20 protein-coding genes and 2 tRNA genes are annotated in these 23,657 nt (G+C 60.6%); 10 read left to right on the forward strand and 12 right to left on the reverse strand.

All coding sequences use genetic code 11. The features are described 5' to 3' along the window. The first annotated feature begins 254 nt into the window (after positions 1-254). Positions 255-1,274: an aldo/keto reductase gene (locus tag HDE72_RS17435; RefSeq protein ID WP_183743230.1), complete on the forward strand. Its 1,020-nt coding sequence runs from the start codon at positions 255-257 to the stop codon at positions 1,272-1,274. A 42-nt stretch (positions 1,275-1,316) separates the two neighbouring features. On the opposite strand, the gene HDE72_RS17440 is transcribed toward HDE72_RS17435, so the two are convergent. The 6 genes from HDE72_RS17440 to HDE72_RS27995 form a co-directional block, all read right to left on the reverse strand. After that, positions 1,317-2,501, reverse strand: a complete 1,185-nt coding sequence (locus tag HDE72_RS17440; protein WP_183743232.1) for an LLM class flavin-dependent oxidoreductase — start codon at positions 2,499-2,501, stop codon at positions 1,317-1,319. Positions 2,502-2,530: 29 nt separating this feature from the next. Continuing rightward, entirely contained in the window at positions 2,531-4,282 is a 1,752-nt protein-coding gene (locus HDE72_RS17445) for an ABC transporter ATP-binding protein (RefSeq protein WP_183743234.1), read from the reverse strand. After that, positions 4,279-5,169, reverse strand: coding sequence for an ABC transporter permease (locus tag HDE72_RS17450; RefSeq protein WP_409254973.1), 891 nt, complete (start codon positions 5,167-5,169; stop codon positions 4,279-4,281). Before HDE72_RS17450 ends, HDE72_RS17445 begins: the two co-directional genes overlap by 4 nt. Positions 5,170-5,296: 127 nt before the next feature. Then, the gene (locus HDE72_RS17455) at positions 5,297-6,280 is read right to left on the reverse strand and encodes an ABC transporter permease (RefSeq protein WP_183743238.1); all 984 of its coding nucleotides are present in this window, start codon (positions 6,278-6,280) and stop codon (positions 5,297-5,299) included. 10 nt (positions 6,281-6,290) lie between these two features. Next, positions 6,291-7,871 (reverse strand): ABC transporter substrate-binding protein, encoded by a 1,581-nt coding sequence (locus HDE72_RS17460; RefSeq protein WP_183743240.1) that lies wholly within the window; start codon positions 7,869-7,871, stop codon positions 6,291-6,293. Positions 7,872-7,906: 35 nt separating this feature from the next. Next, entirely contained in the window at positions 7,907-10,000 is a 2,094-nt protein-coding gene (locus tag HDE72_RS27995) for a LysR substrate-binding domain-containing protein (protein WP_311735250.1), read from the reverse strand. 559 nt (positions 10,001-10,559) lie between these two features. Here HDE72_RS27995 and HDE72_RS17480 point away from each other — a divergent pair. Further along, positions 10,560-11,024, forward strand: coding sequence for a hypothetical protein (locus HDE72_RS17480; RefSeq protein WP_183743244.1), 465 nt, complete (start codon positions 10,560-10,562; stop codon positions 11,022-11,024). 12 nt (positions 11,025-11,036) lie between these two features. Here HDE72_RS17480 and HDE72_RS17485 read toward each other — a convergent pair whose 3' ends face one another. Both HDE72_RS17485 and HDE72_RS17490 read right to left on the reverse strand, forming a co-directional pair. Then, entirely contained in the window at positions 11,037-11,636 is a 600-nt protein-coding gene (locus HDE72_RS17485; RefSeq protein WP_183743245.1) for an IMPACT family protein, read from the reverse strand. A 67-nt stretch (positions 11,637-11,703) separates the two neighbouring features. Next, positions 11,704-11,961 (reverse strand): hypothetical protein, encoded by a 258-nt coding sequence (locus tag HDE72_RS17490; protein WP_183743247.1) that lies wholly within the window; start codon positions 11,959-11,961, stop codon positions 11,704-11,706. A 67-nt stretch (positions 11,962-12,028) separates the two neighbouring features. On the opposite strand from HDE72_RS17490, the gene HDE72_RS17495 reads away from it, so the two are divergent. Further along, complete coding sequence (locus HDE72_RS17495; protein WP_183743462.1) at positions 12,029-12,793, forward strand: AraC family transcriptional regulator; 765 nt, start codon at positions 12,029-12,031, stop codon at positions 12,791-12,793. A gap of 60 nt (positions 12,794-12,853) precedes the next feature. On the opposite strand, the gene HDE72_RS17500 is transcribed toward HDE72_RS17495, so the two are convergent. After that, a tRNA-Lys gene (locus HDE72_RS17500) sits at positions 12,854-12,929 on the reverse strand. 264 nt (positions 12,930-13,193) lie between these two features. Continuing rightward, complete coding sequence (locus HDE72_RS17505; RefSeq protein ID WP_183743249.1) at positions 13,194-15,659, reverse strand: hypothetical protein; 2,466 nt, start codon at positions 15,657-15,659, stop codon at positions 13,194-13,196. A gap of 966 nt (positions 15,660-16,625) precedes the next feature. Here HDE72_RS17505 and HDE72_RS27805 point away from each other — a divergent pair. After that, positions 16,626-17,504 carry a glycoside hydrolase family 19 protein gene (locus HDE72_RS27805; RefSeq protein ID WP_183759321.1) on the forward strand — a complete coding sequence of 293 codons (879 nt, stop codon included), beginning with the start codon at positions 16,626-16,628 and terminating at the stop codon, positions 17,502-17,504. Positions 17,505-17,585: 81 nt separating this feature from the next. Here the strand turns inward: HDE72_RS27805 and HDE72_RS17515 are convergent. Then, a tRNA-Lys gene (locus HDE72_RS17515) sits at positions 17,586-17,661 on the reverse strand. A gap of 130 nt (positions 17,662-17,791) precedes the next feature. Between HDE72_RS17515 and HDE72_RS17520 the strand changes: the two genes are divergently transcribed. The 5 genes from HDE72_RS17520 to HDE72_RS17540 all read left to right on the forward strand — a co-directional run bounded on the left by HDE72_RS17520 (position 17,792) and on the right by HDE72_RS17540 (position 22,036). Further along, positions 17,792-18,265, forward strand: a complete 474-nt coding sequence (locus HDE72_RS17520; protein WP_183743253.1) for a MarR family winged helix-turn-helix transcriptional regulator — start codon at positions 17,792-17,794, stop codon at positions 18,263-18,265. Beyond that, entirely contained in the window at positions 18,262-19,773 is a 1,512-nt protein-coding gene (locus HDE72_RS17525) for an MDR family MFS transporter (RefSeq protein WP_260176770.1), read from the forward strand. The genes HDE72_RS17520 and HDE72_RS17525 overlap by 4 nt, the downstream gene beginning before the upstream one ends. Before the next feature lie 145 nt (positions 19,774-19,918). After that, positions 19,919-20,209: a hypothetical protein gene (locus HDE72_RS17530; protein ID WP_183743255.1), complete on the forward strand. Its 291-nt coding sequence runs from the start codon at positions 19,919-19,921 to the stop codon at positions 20,207-20,209. After that, on the forward strand, positions 20,199-20,468 hold the full coding sequence (locus HDE72_RS17535; protein WP_183743257.1) for a hypothetical protein: 270 nt from the start codon (positions 20,199-20,201) through the stop codon (positions 20,466-20,468). The genes HDE72_RS17530 and HDE72_RS17535 overlap by 11 nt, the downstream gene beginning before the upstream one ends. Continuing rightward, positions 20,465-22,036 carry a PepSY-associated TM helix domain-containing protein gene (locus tag HDE72_RS17540; RefSeq protein ID WP_183743259.1) on the forward strand — a complete coding sequence of 524 codons (1,572 nt, stop codon included), beginning with the start codon at positions 20,465-20,467 and terminating at the stop codon, positions 22,034-22,036. Before HDE72_RS17535 ends, HDE72_RS17540 begins: the two co-directional genes overlap by 4 nt. A 40-nt stretch (positions 22,037-22,076) precedes the next feature. On the opposite strand, the gene HDE72_RS17545 is transcribed toward HDE72_RS17540, so the two are convergent. Beyond that, a complete protein-coding gene (locus HDE72_RS17545; protein ID WP_183743261.1) occupies positions 22,077-23,165 on the reverse strand; it encodes an NADH:flavin oxidoreductase/NADH oxidase in 1,089 nt (362 codons plus the stop codon). A gap of 101 nt (positions 23,166-23,266) precedes the next feature. Here HDE72_RS17545 and HDE72_RS17550 point away from each other — a divergent pair, with 101 nt between their 5' ends. Beyond that, entirely contained in the window at positions 23,267-23,602 is a 336-nt protein-coding gene (locus HDE72_RS17550) for an ArsR/SmtB family transcription factor (RefSeq protein WP_183743263.1), read from the forward strand. Positions 23,603-23,657 lie beyond the last annotated feature (55 nt).

A 23,657-nucleotide genomic window follows, 5' to 3' on the forward strand; every position in this document is an offset into this window, starting at 1 on the left:
GTTGCGGCGACGAGACTCAATATAGTCAAGCTGTAGCGGGCCTGAAACGAATCATTCGGCATATGTTTATGACTCTTCGGAGCCGCGCAGTGACAGCTTCAACGACAGTTCAAGTGACAACTTAACACCGGCTCCAAGGTGTCATAAACAAGCGTGAAAAAATTCGTTTGGACGGGATTTTTTTGCCGATATAGTCAGCAGAGCTGAAGCGGCGGCTGGCCGTTTCGCCCATTCATACAACAGGAGCGTAGTCCATGACGTACAGAAATTTGGGACAGACCGGCATCAAGGTGTCGTCCTTGTGCCTCGGCACGATGATGTTTGGTGGCCAGACCGATGAACAGGTCGCGCGCCGTATTACTGACAAGGCCTTCGAGCAGGGCGTCAATTTTATCGATACCGCCAACGTCTACAACGGCGGCCAGTCGGAAGAGGTAGTCGGCCGCCTGATCGCCGAACGGCGCAATCAGTGGGTGCTGGCGACCAAGTTCGTCAACCAGAATCCTGGCGCCAGCGGGCCGAATGACAAGGGCGCTTCGCGCAAGAATCTGATTCAGTCGGTTGACGCCAGCCTGAAGCGGCTGGGCACCGATTACATCGACTTGTTTTATCTGCACCGCGAAGACCATGAAACGCGTCCCGAGGAAACCGTGCGCGCCTTGAGCGACCTGGTCCAGGCGGGCAAGCTGCGTTACTGGGGTGTGTCGAATCACCGGGCCTGGAAACTGGCCGAATTCGTGCGCACCGCCGACTTGCTGGGCGTCGACCGGCCGGCCGCCACGCAGCCATGCTACAACCTGGCCAACCGCCAGCCGGAAGCGGAGCATTTGTCGGCCGCCGAATATTATGGCGTCGGCGTGGTCTCATTCAGCCCGCTGGCGCGTGGCGTGCTGACCGGTAAATATGATCCCAGCTTGCCGCCGCCCGAAGGCAGCCGCGCCGGGCGCAACGACAAGCGCATCCACCAGACCGAGTGGCGTCCCGAGTCGCTGGAACTGGCGCAGCAGATCAAGCAGCACGCCGAAGCGCGCGGCATCAGCGCCGGCCAGTTCGCGCTGGCCTGGGTATTGAACAACCAGCTGGTCACGTCGGCCATCACCGGCCCCCGTACGGAAGAACAATGGGATGATTACCTGCCTGCCTTGCAGTATCAATTCACCGCCGAGGATGAAGCGCTGGTCGACAGCCTGGTCGTCACCGGCCATCCATCGACGCCGGGTTTCAATGACCCCAGCCACGTGATTGTCGGCCGCAAGCCGCGCCATGGCGGCTAAGCTGTAAAGAAGGCAGGCGCGCTGCGCCTGCCAGCCAGTGACTTACAGACGCAGGCCCGCCTGCTTCATCAGCGGCAGCACACGCTCGCCGAAAAACTCCAGGTCTGGCTTGAAGTCGAAGAAGCTGCACTGGATACCATCGATACCGGCTTCCTTGAGGGCGATGATCTGTGCGACGATCTGTTCCGGGCTGCCGATCAGACGGATATTGCCGCCGACGGCGCGCGCCGCATCCTTGCCATTGTCCTTGCGCTCACGCCAGGCGTGCGCGTCGCTATTAAAATTCTGCATGCTGGCGACCGGATCGGCATGGGCCACGATGGCATCGTGATAGGCCCATGCCTCCTGTTCCGTTTCACGGCACACGATCATCGGGTTGATCAGCGTGCGCAGCTTGCGGCCGACGGCAGCGCCAGCCGCCTTGACCTTGGCCGTATGGGCAGGCAGCGAGGCCAGCGCTTCTGCAATGGCGCCACCGCCCGGACTGGTGATGAACACCAGGTCGGAATGGCGGGCGGCGAAATCGATGCCGGCATCCGAGCCGGTGGCGTTGACCAGCAGCGGCCGGCCGTATTGCGGCCGTGGCGTGACGAAGGCTTTATCGAGCTTCCACGATGACAGCGCCGGCGTGACCGAATAATTATCGTCGGCCGCCCACAGGTGTTGTGCGGCGTCGAGAAATTCGGCCGCCATCGCGTAGCGGTGATCGTGTTCGATGCGCTGCCAGCCAAACATCTCGTGTTCGACGGCGCGGTGGCCGGTGACGACGTTGATGCCCCAGCGGCCTTTCGAGACGTGGTCCAGCGTGGCGCAGTATTTGGCGAAGTGCAGCGGGTGCCACGGCCCGTACAGCACGTGGGTAGTGGCCACCAGGATGATGCGCCTGGTGACTGCCGTCATGGCCGCCAGCGAGGTAAATGAGTCGATGGCCTCGCCGTTGAAAACGCCGCCGTAACCGCCCTTGGGCAGCCATTGCGACAGCGCGAATGCCAGGTCGAAGCCGAACTCCTCGGCCCGCTGCACCAGCGCCAGGTTGTAATCGAAGGTCCAGCTGGTGCTGCGCTCCAGGTGCGAAGCGCTCCAGCCGCCCGCCTGGATAGGCAGGAACAGGCCCAGCATCATCGGCTGGCGCAATATCTGCGACACCGGGCTGTCCGGGAAGTCGGCTGGCGCGGCAAAGCTGCTGGCGGTGGCAGTGGAAGGCGTGGTGGCGGTGGCAAGCGGCATGAGGTTTTCCGTAAGATGGGGGAGTTGGATCACAGTGCAAAGCGGTAAAACGAAAATGGCAGCGACTCTTCACGCACTGGTGGTGCCAGCTGCTGGCCTATGCTGCTGGCAAAGGCCGACGTGGGGACGGCGGCGATCAGGCTGCGTGTGTACGGGTTGACCGGGTTGCGCCAGATGCTGCGATGGTCGCCGCTTTCGACGATTTTCCCGGCATTCATCACCAGCACGCGGTCGGCGATGTAGCGCACCACCGACAAATCGTGCGAGATGAACAGATAGGACAGGCCGAATTCCTGCTTCAGATCGACCAGCAGGTTCAGGATCTGCGCTTGCACCGAGACGTCCAGCGCCGACACCGGCTCGTCGCAGATCAATAGCGACGGCTGCAGCACCAGCGCGCGGGCGATGCCGATGCGCTGGCGCTGGCCACCCGAAAATTCGTGCGCAAAGCGCCGCAGCGCCGTGGCCGGCAAGCCGACCCGGTCGATGATGCTGCGCGCGCGCCGTTCGCGTTCGGCCCGCTCGCTGACGCCATGCACGCGCAGCGCGCCCTCGAGGATATCGGCCACGCTGTGGCGCGGGTTCAGCGAGGCGTACGGGTCCTGGAATATCATTTGCGCCTGGCGCCGGAATGGTTGCAGCTGGCGCTGGCTGATGCGGGTGATGTCGCTGCCCTTGAACAGGATCTGTCCTGCCGATGGATCGATCAGGCGCAAGATGGTTTTACCCAGAGTTGATTTGCCGCAGCCCGATTCGCCCACCAGGCCCACCGTTTCGCCGGCGGCGATATCGAAGGACACGCCATCGACAGCCCGTACCAGGCCTTGTTCCGATGCGTAGTGCGTTTCCAGTTTGAGCAGTTGCAGCAGCGGCTGACTATGCGTCTGCTCCTGTGCCGTTTGCACCGGCGCGGGCTTGCCATGGCTGAGGACAAAGCTGCGCTGGCCACTGCGCGGGTCGATGCTGGCGCTCACCTCCATCAGCCGCTGCTGGCGGTAATGCAGCTCGCGTTCCAAAGTCAGCGACGCGCCCAGCAAGCCGCGCGTGTAAGCGTGCTGCGGCTGCGTGAAGATGTGTTCGGTGCGGCCCTGTTCCAGTTTTTCGCCGCCATACATCACGGCCACCCGGTCGGCCCATTGGCCGACCACGCCCAGGTCGTGTGTGATCAGCAGCAGCGCCATGTCAAACTCGCGCCTTAGCGTATCGAGCAGTTCCAGTATCTGGGACTGTATCGTCACGTCCAGCGCGGTGGTCGGTTCGTCGGCGATCAGCAGGCGTGGACGGCAAGCCACGGCCATGGCGATCATCACGCGCTGGCGCTGGCCGCCCGATAACTGGTGCGGATAGTCGTCGATGCGGCGCCGGGGTTCGGGCAGCTTGACCAGGTCCAGCAATTCGATTGCGCGCTGGCGCGCCGCAGCCGCCGACTGCGGCTGGTGCAGCCGCAGCACTTCGCTGATTTGCTGGCCGATGGTCAGCACCGGATTGAGCGACGTCATCGGCTCCTGGAATATCATCGAGATCGCATTGCCGCGCAGTGCGCGCAGCGCTGGCTGCGGTAACTTCACCAGGTCCTGCCCCTCGAACAGCACCTGGCCCTGGATGCTGGCGCTGGCTGGCAGCAGCCGCATCAGCGCCAGCGCAGTGCTCGACTTGCCGCATCCCGATTCGCCGACCAGTGCCAGGGTTTCGCCGGCGGCGATGGAAAAATCGAGGCCGCGCACCGCGTGGTGGGCGCCGAAATGGACGTCGAGCTTGTTTACTTCCAGCAGCAGGCTCATTCTGACCGGCTCCGCAAACGTGGGTTCAGCGCGTCGTTCAAGCCATCGCCCACCAGGTTCAGGGATAGCACCGCGACGATGATCGCGCTGCCGGGAATTGCCGTCAAATACCAGGCGCTGCGCAGCATCTCGCGGCCGCTGCCTATCAGGCTGCCCCAGCTGACCCGGTTCGGGTCGCCCAGGCCGAGGAAGGACAGCGCGGACTCCATCAGGATGGCGGTAGCGATCATCACCGAGGTGGTGACGATGATGGGCGGCAGGGCGTTGGGCAGGATTTCGGCAAAGATGATGCGGCTGTCGCTGTAGCCCAGGCTGCGCGCGGCCAGCACGAAGTCGCGCTGTTTCAGCGAGCGGAATTCAGCCCGCACCAGCCGCGCCACCGTGGTCCACGAGGTGATGCCGATGGTCAGTGCGATGACGGCGATGGTGGGTGGCACGATAGAGATGATCACGATCATCAGCAGGAAGGAGGGCGTGGCCTGAAACAGTTCCATCAACCGCACCAGGGCACTATCGATGCGGCCACCGAAATAGCCGGCGCAGGCGCCGATCAGCGTGCCTATCGATAGCCCGATGGCGGCGGCCGCAACGCCGATCAGCAGCGAGGCGCGGGCGCCGTGCAGGATGCCGGCCAGCATATCGCGTCCCAGCGAGTCGGTGCCCAGCCAGAATTGGGCATCCTGCCCCGGCCACAGCAGCGGCTGCGCCACCATGTCGAGCGGGTCGCCCGGATACAGATAAGGCGCGGCCAGCGCCATCAGCACGATCAGCAGCAGCAAGATGGCGCCCGTCATAGCGGCCGGGTTGCGCAGGTAGCGGCGCAAGACTGGATAGCCCCGGCGCTGCACGGCAAGCGTATTTTCTGGCTCTTTATCCTGGGCTTGCACTGCCTGCGGCGCGGTTCTTGGCGGGGCGATATTAATACGCAGATTATGCGGATTCGGTGGCCTTGTCGGGCTCAGTGATGCTATTGGCTGCGCGGGCGGATTGATAATCGTCGTCGTTTCCATCGTTTCAAGCCTTGATGCGGGGGTCCAGCCAGACGTGCAGCACGTCGACCAGCAGGTTGGCGAGGATCACCATGAACGATGACAGCAGCAGCACACCCAGCGACACGGCGTAGTCGCGTCCCTGCACCGCTTCGAGCGCCAGCCGGCCCAGGCCGGGCCAGCTGAAGACGGTTTCGATGACGACCGCGCCGCCCAGCAGATTGCCAAGGTGGATACCGGCCACCGTGGTGACGGGAATCAGCGCGTTGCGCAGCACATGGCGCAGCTGGATGATGAAGGGATGCAGGCCCTTGGCTTCTGCGGTGCGCACATAATCCTGCGTCTGCACTTCCAGCATCGCGGCCCGTGTCAGGCGCGCATAGATGGCGATGAAGACGCTCGACAGGGCCAGCGCCGGCAGCAGCGCGTGGCTGATGCGGTCGCGCAGCGCATCCCATCCGCTCAGGGCCGCGCCGATGGTGGTGCTGCCATCGCTGGGCAGCCAGCCCAGGTGCACCGAAAACAGCACCACCGCCATCAGGCCGATCCAGAAACCGGGCGTGGAATACAGCAGCAGCGACAGGAGCGAGAGCACGCGGTCCGGCCAGCGGCCGGCCCAGGTCGCCATCACCACGCCGCACAGTATGCCCAGCACCACCGAGATAGCCAGGGCGCTGGCCATCAGCAGCAAGGTGTTGGGCAAGCGGCTCCAGATCAGTTCCATCACCGGCATATTGAAGCGCGGTGAAAAACCGAGGCTGAAATGGGCGAGGTGATTCAGGTAGTTCAGCAACTGATGCCAGAGCGGCAGGTCGAGGCCGAAATGGCTACGCATCATCGCCATCGTTTCCGCCGTGGCCGAGCCGGATTCGCCGGCCAGCACGTCGGCGGCGTCGCCCGGCACCAGTTGCAGCAGCAGGAAGTTGAGGATGACGATACCGATCACGGTCGGCAGCGCGTACAGCAGCGCGCGCCGCAGCGCCTTGAACAAACGTGGCAGGCGGTTCATAGGGATAAACTCATGGCGATAAATACAGCGTGGCGAAATTGCCATCGAGGCCATTTGGCGTCGGCGTATGCTCGTGCACCCGCTTGTTAAACAGCGTTATTTGCTGCGGTCCGACCAGGTTGATGTCGGGCAGTTGCTGGCCGACGATCTGCTGGATTTGCGTGAACTGGGCCAGCCGTTTGGCCTGGTCCGTTTCCACCGCCGCCAGCGCGAACAAACGGTCCACTTCGGGATTGCTGAAGTGCGAGGCATTGGTGAACGGCACGCCCTGGCGGTAGCCTTGCGACCAGTACAGCCGCTGCACGCCGACGGTCGGATCGAACAGATTGCTCATGCCATTGACCACGAAATCGAACTGGCGGTCGGTGTAGACGCGCTTCAGATAGGCAGGCAAATCCTGGGCGCGGATGGTGATGGCGATGCCGATGCGCGCCAGGGCCGACTTGACGTAGCTGGCCGTGCGCGCCGGCGTATCGCCGATAGGCAGCGGGTCCAGCGTCAGCGTGAAGCGGTTGCCGTCGGCGCGACGCGGATAGCCGGCCTGGTCGAGCAGCGCATTGGCTTGCTTCAGGTCGAAGGAATAGGGCGACGGCGCTGCGCTGTAATACGGGCTGCCCGGCAGGATGGGGCTGTGGATCACGTTGGCATAGCCATAGAACACGGCGCTCTTGATGATTTCGCGCTGCAGCGCGTGGGCGATTGCCTGGCGTACCGGCAGCTTGGCCAGTATCGGCTGGTCGAGATTGAATTCCAGCCGCTGCGGGCCGGCCTCGAACTGGTAGCCCGAAGTTTCAAGCCCCAGTTTCGGATTGTTTTTCAGGCGCGCCAGGTCGCCCAGCGGCACCGGGGTGTCGCCGCCCAGATCGACGCTGCCATTTTCAAAGGCGATTGCGCGTCCGGCCGCATCGGGGATGAACTTGACGATGATCTTGTCCAGGTAGGGGCGCGGCTTGTCCCAGTAGTCCGGGTTGCGCACATACTCGATGTAGCTGCCGCGCACCCATTTGGAAAACTTGAACGGACCGGTGCCTATCGGTGCGGAGTTGTTGGGATTCGACAGCGCGTCGCCATGCTCGTAAATATGCTTGGGGATGATGGGCGATTCCGATGCAGCAAAGGCCTTGATCAGGTAGGGCGCCGGCTGCGACAGCTCCAGCACCACCGTGTATGGGTCCGGTGTGCGCACTGCCGTCAGGTTGGCGAAGGTGCTTTTGCCGCGCGGGTGGATTTTTTTCAGCAGCTCCAGCGAAAACGCCACGTCGGCCGAGGTGAACGGTTTGCCGTCATGCCATTTGACGCCGTGGCGCAAGGTAAAGGTATAGCGTTTGCCATCCGGGCTGATATTCCATGCGGTGGCCAGTTGCGGAGTCGGATTGAATTTGAAATCGTAGGCCAGCAAGCCTTCGGTGACCTTGCTGCTCACTTTCAGCACCGGCACCGCGCTGGTAGCCAGGTTCACCAGCGATGGCGGTTCCGGCGTGACGACGAAGTTGAGCGTGCCGCCGGCCACGGGGGCGGCCGGTGCTGCACTACTCGCAAAGGCCAGGCAGAATAGCGCGGTGGCGCAGGAGCGGCGTAAATATCGAGGCATGTGCAGGTGGCTCTTTCCGATGTCAGAAGGTTGAATCAGGCTGCCAGCTCGGCGCTGATGTTGTCGCGGCGGGTCTCGAGCAGTTGCAGCGCTTGCCGCAGCGGCTGCGGATCGATCCATTGTTCGATGTCGAAGTCGGTGGGCAGGTAGCCGCTGCCATGCAGGAATTGCTTGAAGTTGTCGAGCGCCGCCACCGAGCCTGGCGCCAGGTCGATATGCAGATTGTGGTGCAGCCTTGGGCCATACGCATGGCGCACCCACAGCTCGGGGCTTTTGGTTTCGCGGGCGATATAGGCGGTCGTTTCGGTGGGGTGCGCTTCTGCCCAGCGGCCGGCGGCGATGGTGCGCGCCAGCACCCGGGCCACCAGGTCAGGGCGCGCATCGAGCAGTGCCTGATCGACTGTCAGCGGGCGCGGTGCGCCGTTATTTGCATGCAGCAGACGATTGCCTTGCTGGCTGATGTCGACGATCACATCGGCCTGCGCCAGGTTGGCGGCGGCCAGTCCGGTCGCGCCCTTGGCGAACACCACATCGACCTCGCCGCTGATCAGCGCATGCACTTCCCGGCTGAATTCTTGCTGGCCATGCGTGCGCAGCAGGCGCGCAAAACCCTGTTCGTCGACCGGCCTGGCATCGGCCAGTCCCAGCGGCGCATAGGGCAGGTCGACCAATTTCACGTCGTCGAGTGTCAGGCCGGCCACGTCAAGCAGCGTGCTGAAGCCGCGCAGCGCGGTGGCGCGGTGGAAGTCTACCACCCCGGAAACCAGGTTTTTGGGCAGACCGAAGCGTTTACCGCGCAGTTGTTCCACGCTGGCGATGCCGCTGCCGCGCAAGGCCAGCAGGCCCTGGAATTCATCGACCCAGGTCAGGCCGATCACACGCGTGGCCGCGCCGGAGGAACGCGCCCACAGCGCCGGGATATTGCCGCCCTGGCGGAACGAGTGCGGCTGCGAGTGGGTAAAGTGCGAGCGCCGTATGGCCGGGTCGTCCGCATCTTGCAAGGCGCGCATTTGCAGGCCGTCAGCGGCGAATTCCTGCGCCAGCCAGCCTTGCTGGATAGCGATGCCGAACGGCGTGGGCGCCGGGCAGCGGGTGTACCAGAGCGTGTCGATGGTGGTGGACATGGTGGGTGCTCCTCTGTGTATGGTCGGTGGTTGGACGATGCGGTGGATGTTTGCAGGGGCTGTGGCGTCACTGGCAAGCGTGGTATCGCGATGCAGTTCCAGGTCGATGGCCTGGCGTGTCAGCTGGGGCGCGAAATGGCGGATGAATTCATAGGTGTAGCTGCGCAGGTAGGCGCCGCGCCGCACCGCCAGCCAGGTGGTGCTGGCGGCGAACAAATGGCCCGCGTCCAGCGCCCGCAAGCCTGCGTCGTGTTCGGCGTCGAACGCCACCGATGCCAGCACGCCGACCCCAAGGCCGAGCCGTACATAGTCTTTGATGACGTCGGAATCCATCGCCGTCAGCACCACATCGGGGCTCAGGCCGGTGGTGGCGAACGCCTGGTCGATATGGCGCCGGCCGGTGAAGCCATGGTCATAGGTTAGCAGCGGGAATTGCACCAGAGCGCGCAAGGTCAGCGGACCCAGTTCCAGCAAGGGGTGGCCGTCTGGCACCAGCACCAGATGACTCCAGCGGTAGCAGGGAAAGGCGGCCAGTTCCGGGTAGGCCGCCAGGCCTTCGGTGGCGATGCCGATGTCTGCCTTGCCTGCGATGACAGACCTGGCGATGTCTTCCGGCGTGTTTTGCTGTAGCGCGACGCGCACGTCGGGAAACGCGCCGCGAAACCCCAGCATCGCTTGCGGCAGCGCGTAGCGGGCCTGGGTATGGGTGGTGGAAATACCCAGTACGCCGCTGGCGAGCGCCGTATATTCGACGCCGGCGCCTTGCAGCTTGCCGGCCTCGATCAGCAGGCGTTCCACGATGGGCATGATGGCCCGGCCCGAGTCGCTCAGGCCAGTAATGCGTTTGCCGCTGCGTTCAAAGATGGCGAACCCCATCGCGTCTTCCATATCGCGCACATGACGGCTGATGCCTGGCTGCGTCATGCCCATGGCGCTGGCCATCTGGCTCAGATTGAAGCTGTGGCGTGGCAGTTCGAGGATAGTCCGTAATTGTTGAAAATTCATGGAAGTTCTCATATCGCACGCCCGTCGGGAGCACGGCTAGCCTCTATCAAATGCGGCACAAAATGCGTCCCTGCTGTGATACCGGCTGCGTCGCAAGGCTTTCAACATACAAGCCTAAAGCGGGGTGCAACAGATGAGAACGAAGCTTTTTGGCGTCGCATATCTGTTTTTGTCATGGTTTGACAGCCGTATTGCTGCGGCGCCTGAAACACATATGCATATGCGCAAACGCGCTGTTTTTTTGAGAAGAAACAGGGTATTCAAGGCGCAACAGATGCGTTTCTTGATTCAATTGGCAAGCATCTCGCCTGGCTTCTTTTTACAAAGTGGATGAAGATAGTTGCGCGATGCATGCGGGCTATGAAGAAAAGATGATGTTGTTTTTAGGGCCGGCTTAGGCCCTCTGGTTTTATGTCCCGGAAATTGCAGTGCTATGTAGTCATTATTATAAATAATATAATATTGACCGATTTGAGCCACAGGCAGTGACAGCTTGGCGATATACTCACACTTGCGTGGTGAAACTGGCCTACTTTATTTAAATCTTGAAAGAATCTCGATGAAAGCTTTGTTTGTGTTGCTGTTCGTGTCAGGTGCGGCCTTGGCGGATGATGCCGCCATGTTGCAATGCCGTTCCATCGCTGATGTCCCTGGCCGCGTGGCATGTTATGACGCTATTCCATTGGGCAAGGCTGCGCCGGTTGCCGCCGCTCCTGCCGTGGTGGCGCCAACAGCGCAGCAGCGCGAACAGCGTTTTGGCATGGAAACGATCAAGCCTGCCAAAGCGGCCGCGGTAGAAGACAATTCGATCAGCAGCACCATTGCCGGCAAGTTTGACGGCTGGAGCGGCAATACATTGATCAAGTTGAGCAATGGCCAGGTGTGGCGCATTGTCGATGGCAGCTCGGCCGTGCTGTCGCCGATGAGCAATCCGAAAGTGACGGTCGAGCGTAATTTCGTCGGCACCTTCTTCCTGAAGATCGAAGGCACGAATAATTCGCCGAAGGTGCGCCGCGTACAGTAAGCAATCAGTAAATTAGTCTGGATCGGGCGTGTCGTGCCAGACGATGCGCCCATTGCCTGCCTCGTCCAGGCGCGCCAGCAGGGTATCGGCCGCCTTGTCCGCCAGGCTGAAATCGAATAGCACGGCGTGACCATGCTGTACTTCCAGCAAAGTGGCGCTGGCCGCCTCCAGCTCGCGGCGTAGCATGCCTTCCATGGCGTAGGGCAACGAGCAGCGCAGCGCCCGCTGGCGCACGATGGCTATTTTCTCTGCCTGCAGCAGCGCCTGCGCCACGCTATCGGTATAAGCACGCACCAGGCCGCCCGCGCCCAGCTTCACGCCGCCGAAATAACGCACCACCGTCGCCAGCACGCCTTCCAGATCCTGGTGGCGCAACACATCGAGCATGGGCCGCCCGGCCGTGCCGCTCGGTTCGCCATCATCGACGGCCGCCGATTGCCCACCCGCCAGCAACGCCCAGCACACATGGCAGGCGCCAGGATGCTGCGCCTTCAAACCGTTCACCACCTGCTGTGCGGCTGCCCGGTCCGTCATGGGCTGCACGCAGCCGATAAAACGGCTTTTCTTGATGATCAGTTCGCTGTGGACAGGCGTGGCAATGGTGGACGGCATAAGGAGCAGGGCGGCGGGCAAAGCAATATGATAGAGGAAATGCACGCGTCGGACGAGGCCGGGCCGATTACGCTACTGTCCCCGCGACCAGCTCGCGCAGCTTCGCATCGCGCACCTGCAAGAGCTCGAACAGGCCCAGCGCGTGCAGGGCCGGCAGCGCTTCGACGATGTCGCGCTCCGCTTCCGCTTGCTGATCGTCGCTGCTGGCCGGGTCCAGCCAGACGCGGGCGTTGAACAGGAAGGCGCCCACCGTCCCCTTGCGCACGGTAACGTCATTGAATTGCCCCTGGTTTTGTTCGTCGGGTAACAGGTCTTCTGCACGCATGATGTACTCCTGTGGTGGTTGAGAGGCTCCACTGTATGATGAGGCGATTGTCTTGTCTGCCTTGTTTATGCCTATCGATACTTCAAATCAGCCAACGCCGGTGCCCTTGCATGCTGTGCTAATTTCCCAGCCGCAGGAAAGGCTGACACCTGCCCACAGCCACGCCAGCGGCCAGCTATTTGGCGCCGTGCGCGGCTTGCTGTCCATCGGTGCCGAGACAGCGCAGTGGGTAGTGCCGGCCAGCCACTGCGTGTGGATGCCGCCGCATCACGTTCACTCCCTGCGCTCGCATGGCCCGTTTGCGGGCTGGAGCGTGTATGTGGATGAGGCCGCTTGTGTCGGCTTGCCCGCTGCACCCTGCGTGCTGCGCGTGTCCGAGCTGCTGCGCGTGGCCGTGGCGCGCGCCGCCAGCTGGAACGGTCAGGTGCGGGACGAGCGGCAGGCCAGGGTGGCAGGCGTGATCCTCGATGAAATCGCCGCCGCGCCACATGAAGCGCTGGGCTTGCCGCTGCCCAGCGATCCTCGTTTGCTGCGGGTAGCGCGTGCCGTGCTGGATGACCTGGCTGGCGAGCATGCAGTAGAGGCTTTGGCTGCCTGGGCTGGCCTCTCGCCGCGCACCCTGGTGCGCCGTTTTACGGCCGAAACAGGCTTCCACTTTTCCGCCTGGCGCCAGCGCGCCCGCATCCTGCGCGCCCTGGAATTGCTGGCCGCCGGTCAGCCCGTCACCAGCATCGCGCTGGACCTGGGCTACGACAATGTGAGCGCCTTCATCGCCATGTTCAAGCGCGTGATGGGCGTGACGCCGGGAAAGTATGGGGAAGGGCAGGAGTAGATGGGGAACAATGCAAAAAGCCAACTGCGAACAGTTGGCTTTTTCTTTACTGCAAATTCTTGGTAGGCCGTGCGGGATTCGAACCTGCGACCAACGGATTAAAAGTCCGCTGCTCTACCAGCTGAGCTAACGACCCAAGGGCGGCTATTATGGCGGAAACAAGCCGGTCTGGCAAGGTGTGGCAGGTGTTTCTTTTCTGCAAGTGAATAAGGCCATTGATCTATTGGCATCTTATTTATTGCACTTTTCAAGTTGAAAACGAGGAGGCCGGCGGCGTGCCGGAGCTCCTGCGGCTTTCGGTCAGTTAAACCTGTGCTATGCCCGAGGGGGGGTAAGCAAAAGCGGTAAAACTATAATTTTGGATATTAATCCGTGCCACACGTCAAGGTCAGCCGCATTTTTATGCGGCCAGCTTTTCGCAGGCGTCTACAATGTGTTCTGCGTCGTATCCAAAGGCCGGACGTTGCTTTACCACGCTGACCACCAGCGGCTTGATGATGGCGTTGGCCATCGCACGCCGATTGGGTGCCGCATGTAGCACTTCCAGACTTTTAGGTGTCAATGCCTGGTCGAGATTAGCGCTGAGGTTATTCATTTCGAACTCAGTCAGCACGAAGTTGCGCGCCAGATATTCAGTCTGGGAGCGGATAATACGCAGCATGCGTTGTTGATCATCCTCCATCAATGTACCGGCAATATGATTGGTGATGGTTCCCGCAACCACGCCACCGATGGCGCCACCCACGAAGCGGCCTACCCACAGGCCCGCTGGACCAAATGGGCTGCCTGCAGCAGCGCCAATCAGCGAACCGGCGATACCACCGGCTACACTGGATGAAGCGACTGCCATATTTTTCAGGAATTGTGCATTGGATATGCTTCCTCTGATCAGCTTGATCAGATCTGGTCCCGTCGTCACCGCAATCAGTACGACCGAGGTGACAATCGTGCCACGCATTGCGTTAGACACGCCATTGCGGTTAACCCCAAATCCTTGCGCCAGGAATTGCCTGATGCCAGGAGATAACTTCTCCGCATCCACAAACTTCAGTAACAGCTGCACGCTTTCCAGTCGATGCAGTTGCTGCGTGCCCACATAGACGGCCAGCGATTTGCCAAAGGTTTTCCCGCCTTGGACCACCGCCACGCGCAAAGCGATTTCCCTGTCACCCGTCTGTAGATAAAACAGGCAGGCGGTGATGCCGAAGCTGATGCCACCTGCCGTCAGCCCAACGATCGTGCCTTCTGCCAGATCGTAAGTCAGCGATTCGACCGTACCGAATTTGGTAATGTTCCTGGCCTGCTCATAGGTCAGGTGGCCTTTGCGTACCAGTTTGCTGGCCTCTGCTGGGTCGCTTACTCCATCAACCTTGCCGTCTTTAATCTTATTAGACATGGTCTCGACCGCTTTGTCGTACTGGTCCCTGGGAACCTCGAGCTGCATCGGCTGGCCATTTGGATCGACGTAGCGATACTGTCCTTCATCGCCGTTGAAGGCGGCATTCACGCTGCGTTGCGCTGTGCTGCAATACTTGGTCTGGATATGTTGACTATCCACAATACGGTCTGCGCCATCCTTGGCATTGTTACCACCGACCAAGTCGGCTTTTTTACCGCTGAGGGCGTCCAGGCGATGGTTGGCTTGTTCGGCGGCAAAGCCATGTCCCTGGCCGTTAGCGGCAAAGATCTTGTGATTCTCACGCCATGCACTAGCGCCTGCCATGATGATCAGGCCAGAGCTGCTGGCGTCGGCAAGGAAATTGCCGTATTCGCTTTCGCGGATTTCCTCGCAGGCTTTTTCAGTTTGACGGCACAAGGTCGAGCAGTACCAATCGCTATGCTGGCCATGTTCCTCCTGCGGCTTTTCTTCAACGACGCTACACGCAATGCACTTATGATACAGATGCGTATGCTTGTAATGGATGTAGTAATTTTGTTCGCTGAATTCGTAACGTTCGCCGTGCGTGAAATGCCGCTCCGCATATTCGCGACTGTTTTCGTCGGATAAGTTTAATAAGGCTTTAATTAGTGAGATGAAGTCGTGTTCTTCCATGCGAAGTTTGCTTTCAACCGCTGCGTGCAGCTTGGCACACTGTTCGTCATACCACGCGCGATTGAATAGCCAGACATTGTCACCCAGTTCCAATTCCTCTACGTATTGCTGTTCCAATATCAGCATGAGTACGCCGTGATACAGCGGTTCAGTTTTTTTAGCGGATAGATCGTCGCTTTGCAACAGTTCATTCAGGTAGGCTGTAGAGTTCAACACCCGTACCGACAACATTTTTTGATGCACATCTTCCAGCAATTTACGACAATTGACTTCCTGCTGTAATAAATAGCCGACAGCACATACGCAGATGATCCAGTACACGCTACTAAGACGCCAGTCGCTCCAGACGGTGATGCTTTCAGCAAAGCAAGCGGTAGCGAAAACCAGGCAGGATGCAAAAAACAAGCGAAAGAAATCGCGGTCGGCAGTCGAGAAAAATTTGATGGCGACACTTAGCTTCTGAGCGCCCACGCGTTTGCGATGGTGTAGTAAAGTCAAGCCCAGCAATAGCAGTGGCAAGGAGTATTTCAAGGAGGCCCAACTGATCGGCGCCACATCGGGATGCTGCCCGGTCAGCAATGAGGCGAAGATGGCTACGCACCCTGCAAACAGCAGTGTGGCGAAAATCAGCCGTAGGCGCAACAGGCGGAATATGCGTTCAAAAAACAGGGCAATTACGCCTTGCACGCCGCACAATATGCCCAGCGCGAGAACCAGCAGGATGCCGATCAAGCCCAACAAGAACTTGAACAAAAACTTCATCAGCGCCAGTGCAAGCACTAGCGCAATTATTCCAACGATCAACTGCAGCACGTAATACTCCATTATTTTTTAATAAACAAATAATTACACAAAACAATGTAATTTGGAAATATTTATATTGCCCTTGATAGCTCTGGAAAGCACCCGGGTCACGAGGTTTGCGAGAAATGCTTTGCACGGCGCATCTATCCAGATAACGATCAACGCCGATCATGTCGTGTGCTTAAAAGTATGGATGAGGGACAGTTTGTAGTTGATGCTCATGCCGTCGATGCGCATGTCGTCGACGGTGGAGTCGCCCTCGATCAGCATGGGGTAGCTATTCCAGTAAATGGATTAAGAAGCGAAAAAGCCCACGAACCGAAGTTTGTGGGCTTTTTCAATGCTGCAAATTCCTGGTAGGCCGTGCGGGATTCGAACCTGCGACCAAGGGATTACAAGTCTGCGCTTCGAACAAGCCGAAACCCGTATGAATAATAGCGTTAGGCGGATCAGGTGGGGAGTGTTTTACCCTGTTAACCGTGAGTTTTGGCCCCGCAACAGCGAATGTGGCCGCGGAATATTCCCCACTTTCGTGCCCTGATTTCTTTTTCGACATGCGTACTGCCCGCCCGACCACGACTCTTGAAATGTGACACATTGCCGCTGGACCGCGTGTCCAGTTTGGCTGGATTAGCTACTCTGCCGGCGCAGGTCAGCTATCCATCCTGAGTTGCCCTGCAATACCACTGCACAAAGGCATTAAATTGGTATGGTCTGCCCAAGCGGCTCTCTAAGGCGCTACCCACTCAGGAAATGCACTTGCAGAGGCGACTGGTATGCTCGGTTTAATGACTTTATGAAACCACTTGACTGGCCATTGTTAGACTTGCATTCTGGCAACATCACTCACTCACCTAGAATATGGAGCCAGCTTTGAACCGAACTCTCATGAACACTCTTGTCGCCGGACTGATGGGGGGCTCGCTGCTCGCCTGCGGCGGTGGCGACACGTCCTCGCCAGCGAGCACAACTGCATTGCTCGCTACGACAGCAGTATGTTATGCCGCCTGGTCGCCTGCCACCGCCTACAGTGGCGGCGCGACGGTGAGCTACAACGGCGTTAATTACAGGGCCGCGTATTGGACGCAAGGCAACAATCCATCGACGAATAGTGGTCCCGTTAACAGTGGCCAGCCGTGGATCACCGATTCTGTCTGCGGTGGCGGCACTACGCCGACGCCGACGCCTACTCCCGACCCGAGTGGTAGTTTTGCCGGCCTGTCAAAAGCGCAGTTCGAAGCATGGTTCCCGAGCCGCAGTTCGTTCTACCAATACGCTGACTTCGTCGCTGCAGCAGCTTACTATCCAAGCTTTGGCAAGTCGGGCAACGCTACCCTGGACAAGCAGGAAGTGGCGGCCTTCTTCGCCAACCTGCAGCACGAGTCGGACAACTTAAAGGCAGTCAGGGAATACAACACCGCCAACTGGCCCTTGTACTGCGATGTGAACTGGGTACAAGTCCCCTGCAAGAGCAATAACGTGGGCGACCAGTATTTCGGTCGTGGCCCGATCCAGATCAGCTGGACCTCAAACTACCGTAGTCTGGGCAACGCCATGGGGCTGGGCGAGCAACTGGTGAACAATCCGGAATTGTTGGCCACCAACGCCACCATCGCGTGGAGAAGTGCGATCTGGTACTGGATGACGCAGCCTGGCCGCGCCGGGAGGTCGGCGCATGATTCGATGGTCGGCGGATACGGTTTCGGCCAGACCATCAATGCCATTAACGGCAATCGCGAATGCGTAGGCGGCACTGCGTATCAGGGGCCGGCCCAGATGCAGACCCGCGTGAATTACTACACGACCTTCACCCAGAACCTGGGCGTACCCACCGGTCCTAATCTGAGTTGCTGATAGGCACGGACTGAAGCTCAGTCCTGAAAGCAAAAAGCCCACGAAGCGAAATTCGTGGGCTTTTTTTTTACTGCAAATTCTTGGTAGGCCGTGCGGGATTCGAACCTGCGACCAACGGATTAAAAGTCCGCTGCTCTACCAGCTGAGCTAACGACCCAAGGGGGCGCATTATGCAGGTTGGCGGGCGTTTTGGGAAGGGCTGGGCGGAATTGTGGCTGAAATTTTCCTTGCTTATGCGCCGGACTGGGCCTAATATAGGTAGGTAGCCTACCTATATAAGTGATCCCATGTCCGACAATCGAATATCCAATACCGCCGATACACCCATCCCGGAACGCGCGCTGGCGCTGTCCGATGAGCTGCGGCTGGCCTTCAAGGGCTTGCTGCGTTCCATGCAGCGCGAAGGGGGCGAGATGGCTTCCAATGTATCGATGATGCAATACATGCTGCTGGCCCTGATCCATGAAACGCCCGGCATCGGCGTGGCGGCCCTGGCGCGCGTGCAGAATGTGCGCGGGCCTACCGTCAGTGCGCAGGTCAAGTCGTTGGAAGAGGCGGGTCTGGTCGAGCGCAGTGCGCCCGATCCGCAAGACCGCCGCCGTTCTGGCTTGCAAATATCTGCTGAAGGCTTGCGCGTGATCGAGTCCTTGCGTGCGCGGCGCCGCGATGCGCTGGCGCGGCGCATTGCCCGCTTGTCGCCGGCACAGATGGATGCGCTGGCCGCCGCCATGCAACCCCTGCTTGAGATCGGACAGTCATGAGCAAGCAAGCACATGTGGGTTCGGAAGAGCCCGTTACACCGCGCGAAGTGCGCGCCGTCTTTTTTGGCTTGATGGTCGTGATGGGCCTGGGCGCCCTGGACCAGAGCATCGTAGCCACGGCCTTGCCGCGCATCGTCAGCGACCTGGGCGGCATGGCGCATTTGTCGTGGGTGGTCACGGCCTATGTGCTGGCCTCGACCGCCACCATGCCGCTGTATGGCAAGCTGGCCGATCAATATGGCCGCCGCCCCATGATTTATACCGCCTTGCTGACCTTTTTGCTCGGTTCGGCCCTGTGCGGGCTGGCGCAGAACATGACGGAACTGATTATTTTCCGCGCCATCCAGGGCCTGGGTGCGGGCGGCTTCATGCCGCTGGCGCAAATCATCATCGGCGACATGGTGCCGCCCGGCGAGCGGGGCAAGCGCCAGGGCATGGTACCCATCGTGTTTGCCGTCACCAGCGTGCTGGGGCCGGTGCTGGGCGGCGTGATCACCGACGCCCTGTCGTGGCACTGGATCTTTTATGTGAACCTGCCGATAGGCGCGGTGGCCTTTTTCATCATCGCGCGCGCCATGCGCAAGCCGGTACGCATGCATGCGCACAAGATCGATTACCTGGGTTCGTTTTTATTGGTAGGCGCCATCACTTCGGCGCTGCTGGTACTGGCGCTGGGCGGCACCGAGTGGCCGTGGGATGCGATGGCGATCAAGGTGTGCGTCGCGATTGCGCTGGTGATGGGCGGCTGGCTGGCCGTGCATGTGGGCTGTGTCGATGAGCCGGTGCTGCCACCGGATTTGTTCGAGAACCGCACTTTCAATATCGCCAGCCTGGTGATGGCGATGACCTTCATGGGCCTGATGGGCGCCAGCGTGTTCTTTCCGCTGTTCTTTCAGTTGGTGATGGGCACCAGTCCGGCCGAATCGGGCGTGATGACGGTGGCCATGATGGTAGGCCTGGTGGTGTCGTCGATGGTCAATGGCCGGGTGCTGTCGCGCTCGGGCAAATACAAAATGGTGCAGGTGGCGGGCCTGAGCGTGGCGGTGCTGGCGTTTGCCGTGCTGGCCTGGGCCATGGAAACGGCGCAGGGTTATTGGGTGATCGAGCCGGCCATCTTTTTCCTGGGCACGGGCCTGGGCCTGGTGATGCCGAATATGACGATTGCCGTGCAGAATGCCTTGCCGCTGGCGCGGCGCGGCGTGGGGACAGCTTTGCTGGCTTTCTTCCGTTCGCTGGGCGGCTTGCTGGGCGTGACGGGTTCCGGCGCCATCCTCGCGCACCAGTTGCATGCGCACGGCGTGCAAGCCGTGTCCACCCTGGGCGCGCATGCGGCGCAGGCGCAAACGGTGGAAGTGTATCGCCACGCGATTGCCAGCGTGTTTGGCGCCGGCGCCGTGCTCTTGCTGCTGGGCTTGCTGGTACTGCTGTTCTTGCCGGAACTGCCATTGGAGGGCCATCCGGCCAATGTGAAAAAGGCGGCGGCTCCTGCAGATGCAGAGTTAATCTAACGGTAACTTGCAAATGTTAACGATTCTCATTTAAGCTGTCGAATATGTCAGGACCGGGCTCTTCGCCCGGTTGTCTGGCCGTTCAAATAAAGGCTTTTATGAAATCTGATGTGGGTGCTGAGTGTCCTGCGCTGGGAGCGTGCGCATGATGCTGATTGGTATTGCTGTCGCCTGGCTGGCCGCCGTGTGTTTGTATCTTGCTTCCCCGCATCAATCGCTATGGACTGCCGCGCCCACCCAGGCGCAGGCGCAGCTGCAGCTGCGGCGGCGCCTGCTGCGCGCCAGCGCCACCGTGGCCGCCGTCGCTTCGGTCTGGCTGGCGTCGCAAGAGTGCGGTGTGGCGTGCGCCTTTTTCATCGTCCTGTCGGCCTTCATGCTGGCCCTGGTCGCGTTGCCATACCTGGCTGCCTGGCGCAAGGTGTCTCATGCGCGGTAAATCTTTTGCAGCCATTTTGCTGGGCCTGCCACTGGCTGTCGCCCTGGTCGGCCTTGCCGCCTTGCTGAGCAGCGATCAGGCCCGCCACACCTTGCCGTGGCTACTGGTGTTTTTCCCCGTATGGATAGGCGTGATGAGCGTCGCCTTTTTGTTCCGCAGCGGCGCGCGCGCCTGGCTGTGGCTGGGCAGCGCCTGTCTGCTGGCTTACGCCGTGCTGTATGGCTTGAAGGCGAGTGGCCTGGTGACGGTGGCGGCATGAAATCATCGACCTTGCGCAGTTTTGTCGCCGTCCACACCTGGGTCGGCCTGATCGCCGGCTTCGCCCTGTTTATCGCCTTTTATGCGGGCGCCATCACGGTATTCAACAAGCAATTGCATGTCTGGGAAAGCCATAGCGCCAAGAAAGAAACACCGCAATCGCTGGCCCAGGCCCAGCCGCTGATCGACGCGGTGCTGGCTGCGCACCCGCAAGCCCGGGACGGTTTTTCCGTCAAGCTGCCCAGCGAGTACGAACCCCGGCTGTTGCTGGACTGGGATGAGCGCAAGCCCGATGGCAGTGTCATCGAGCACAATTTCAAGCTGGCGCCCGATGGCCGCCTGATCGACGTCAAGCCCGAATCGGAGCTGTCGCACTTCCTGGTGCGCCTGCATTACACGGCCGGGCTGCCGACCCAGCTGGGTACCTATCTGCTGGGCCTGGTGTGCGTGCTGTACGGGCTGGCGCTGGTCAGCGGCGTGGTGATTTATGCGCCATCGTTCTTCAAGGATTTGTTTGCGCTGCGCATAGGCAAGAACCTCAAGCGGCTATGGCAAGATGCGCACAATGCCGTCGGTATTTTGTCCTTGCCCTTCCACATCATGTTTGCCTGGAGCAGCGCGATCCTGACTTTGGGGCTTTTGCTGATGGCGCCGTTCCAGTTCCTGGTGTTCGATGGCAAGCTGCTCAAGCTGGTGCAGCCCGACATCTTTATCAGCAAGCCTGTCGCGGCCGCTGGCGTGCAAGCGCCGCTATTGCCGGTGCAAGACTTGCTCGATGTCGCCGTGCGCCAGGTGCCAGGCATGCAGATGACCTATCTGCGCTACAAGCATGCCGGCGATGCGCATGGCGTGGTCGAAGTGTATGGCGATGTGGCCCAGCGCACCTTGACCGGCAACGCGGCCGTGGTGCTGGGCACCAGTGATGGCAAGGTCGAGAGGGTGCTGGCGCCTAGTGGTTTCAGTCCTGGCACCATGTTCTTGCGCGGCTTGACGAGTTTGCATTACGGCGATTTTGGCCATGCTGCCGTGCTGTGGATGTATTTTGTGCTGGGCATGGCGGGCGCCTTTTTGTTCTACAGCGGCAATTTGTTGTGGATAGAATCGCGCCGCAAGCACCGCTTGCGCGAACAGCCGCGCAACACGCGCTGGATGGCGCAAGGCACCTTGGGCATCTGCCTGGGCTGCGTGGCCGGTATCGCGGCCTTGTTCCTGGTCAATAAACTGGCGCCAGCCGGCCCGGACGGCCTGGTGGCGTGGGAAGAGCGCACGTATTATGCGGTCTTTTTTGCCGCTGTTATCTGGGCCTTTATCCGCCCGCCGGCGCGCGCCGCGCATGAGTTGCTGATGCTGTGCGCGGTATTGTCGCTATTGTTGCCGTTTGCCCAGTGGTATGCGGGCGGCGTCAATCCCTTGCTGTCGGCCTGGCGCGGCGAGACGGTCATCGTGGTGGTCGACCTGATGGCGCTGCTGTTTGCCTGGATCTACTGGTCCATGGCGCGCGCGGTGTTGCGCCGTGGCTTGCATGGCGACCCACATAGCGTGTGGACCTTGCAAGCCTTGCCGGGCTGATGCATGAGAGGAAGAGCCCGGCAGGCTCTTTCTTGTGCTATCAGTAGCGTTCCAGCCAGTGCGCGTATTGCGCCGGCAAGGTCCACGAAGGGCGCTCGACACCCAATTCCTTGGCGGCGGCGTATGGCCAGTGCGGGTTGGCCAGGTGCGAGCGGCCCACCATTACCAGATCGAGCTGGCCATCCTTGACTGCCTGTTCGGCGATGGCCGGCGTGCCGAAACCCCAGGCCGATGAGACGGGTATGCCTGCTTCGCGGCGGATGCGTTCAGCGATGGGCGCCAGGAAAGGCGTGCCCCAGGGAATGGCCGCGCCAGGTATCGAAAAGCCCACGCTGACGCTGAGCATATCCAGGCCGGCCGCCTTGAAGCCGCGCACCAGGCCTATCGATTCCAGCAAAGTGGCTTCATCGCGGCCATCGTATTCGATCACGCCGAAACGCACGGTCAGCGGCAGGCTTTCCGGCCATACCTCACGCACGGCTTTTAATGTTTCCAGCAGGAAGCGGGCGCGGTTTTCCACGCTGCCGCCATAGATATCGTCGCGCTGGTTCGAGTGGGCGGAAAAGAAACTTTGTCCCAGGTAGCCGTGGGCAAAATGCAGTTCCAGCCATTCGAAGCCGATTTCACGCGCGCGCAGGGCGGCGTCGACGAAGTCCTGGCGCACGCGGGCGATATCGTCCAGGCTCATGGCGCGCGGCGTTTTCGGCAGGCCGGCGCCAAAGGCGATGGCCGATGGCGCGATGGTGTTCCAGCCACGCGCATCGCCTTCGGCAATATGGTCGTCGCCTTCCCATGGGCGGTTGGAGCTGGCTTTGCGGCCAGCATGGCCGATCTGGATGCCAGGCACCGAACCGGCTGCCTTGATGGCCTTGACGACAGGGCCAAACGCTTGCGCCAGATCATCATTCCAGATACCGGTACAGCCCGGCGTGATACGGCCTTCAGGCGACACGGCCGTCGCTTCGACGATCACCAGGCCTGCGCCGCCGCGCGCCAGGGTGGCGTAGTGCGACAGATGCCAGTCGTTGGCCTTGCCATCGGCGGCCATGTACTGGCACATGGGTGGCACGGCGATACGGTTGCGCAGGGTAATATCTTTGAGTGTGAAGGGCTGGAAGAGGGCGGACATGGTGGCCTTGGTTCGTGAAAGGGAGGAGTAGGATAAATTTCCATTGTTCGAATGTATTCGAACAATGGATGGAGTATAGCTGATGGTGTATGATTCTGCACATGCGCCCCCATAAACACCCTCCCGCCAGCGATTTCGTCCTTGAACGTGTGCTCTACGCCTTGAGCGATTCCATCCGTCTCGACATCGTGCGGCGCCTGGCCGGCGTGGCAGCGGCCACTTGTGGCGAGCTTGACGGCGGCCGGCCCAAGTCCACCGTCTCGCACCACTTCAAGGTGTTGCGCGAATCTGGCCTGGTGTTTACGGAAAATAGCGGCACCATTCACATGAATTCGCTGCGCCGGCTCGACATCGACGCGCGCTTTCCCGGCTTGCTCGACGCCATCCTGGCGCAGCATCCGGTATCGGTATTTGCGGCTGCTGCCGCCAGCAACTAGGCTGCGCGGCGACCCCATCCTTTAACCTCGGCTATCATATCGGCCGGTCGGCAAA

The organism is Janthinobacterium saanense (genome assembly GCF_014200675.1).
Classification (GTDB): Bacteria; Pseudomonadota; Gammaproteobacteria; order Burkholderiales; family Burkholderiaceae_D; genus Janthinobacterium.

Bases quoted from the DNA above. Each gene is read 5' to 3' on its own strand.
- HDE72_RS17435 (WP_183743230.1), top strand. From the start codon at position 255: ATGACGTACAGAAATTTGGGACAGACCGGCATCAAGGTGTCGTCCTTG.
- HDE72_RS17440 (WP_183743232.1), bottom strand. From the start codon at position 2,501: ATGCCGCTTGCCACCGCCACCACGCCTTCCACTGCCACCGCCAGCAGC.
- HDE72_RS17445 (WP_183743234.1), bottom strand. From the start codon at position 4,282: ATGAGCCTGCTGCTGGAAGTAAACAAGCTCGACGTCCATTTCGGCGCC.
- HDE72_RS17455 (WP_183743238.1), bottom strand. From the start codon at position 6,280: ATGAACCGCCTGCCACGTTTGTTCAAGGCGCTGCGGCGCGCGCTGCTG.
- HDE72_RS17460 (WP_183743240.1), bottom strand. From the start codon at position 7,871: ATGCCTCGATATTTACGCCGCTCCTGCGCCACCGCGCTATTCTGCCTG.
- HDE72_RS27995 (WP_311735250.1), bottom strand. From the start codon at position 10,000: ATGAATTTTCAACAATTACGGACTATCCTCGAACTGCCACGCCACAGC.
- HDE72_RS17480 (WP_183743244.1), top strand. From the start codon at position 10,560: ATGAAAGCTTTGTTTGTGTTGCTGTTCGTGTCAGGTGCGGCCTTGGCG.
- HDE72_RS17485 (WP_183743245.1), bottom strand. From the start codon at position 11,636: ATGCCGTCCACCATTGCCACGCCTGTCCACAGCGAACTGATCATCAAG.
- HDE72_RS17490 (WP_183743247.1), bottom strand. From the start codon at position 11,961: ATGCGTGCAGAAGACCTGTTACCCGACGAACAAAACCAGGGGCAATTC.
- HDE72_RS17495 (WP_183743462.1), top strand. From the start codon at position 12,029: ATGCCTATCGATACTTCAAATCAGCCAACGCCGGTGCCCTTGCATGCT.
- HDE72_RS17520 (WP_183743253.1), top strand. From the start codon at position 17,792: ATGTCCGACAATCGAATATCCAATACCGCCGATACACCCATCCCGGAA.
- HDE72_RS17525 (WP_260176770.1), top strand. From the start codon at position 18,262: ATGAGCAAGCAAGCACATGTGGGTTCGGAAGAGCCCGTTACACCGCGC.
- HDE72_RS17530 (WP_183743255.1), top strand. From the start codon at position 19,919: ATGATGCTGATTGGTATTGCTGTCGCCTGGCTGGCCGCCGTGTGTTTG.
- HDE72_RS17535 (WP_183743257.1), top strand. From the start codon at position 20,199: ATGCGCGGTAAATCTTTTGCAGCCATTTTGCTGGGCCTGCCACTGGCT.
- HDE72_RS17540 (WP_183743259.1), top strand. From the start codon at position 20,465: ATGAAATCATCGACCTTGCGCAGTTTTGTCGCCGTCCACACCTGGGTC.
- HDE72_RS17545 (WP_183743261.1), bottom strand. From the start codon at position 23,165: ATGTCCGCCCTCTTCCAGCCCTTCACACTCAAAGATATTACCCTGCGC.
- HDE72_RS17550 (WP_183743263.1), top strand. From the start codon at position 23,267: ATGCGCCCCCATAAACACCCTCCCGCCAGCGATTTCGTCCTTGAACGT.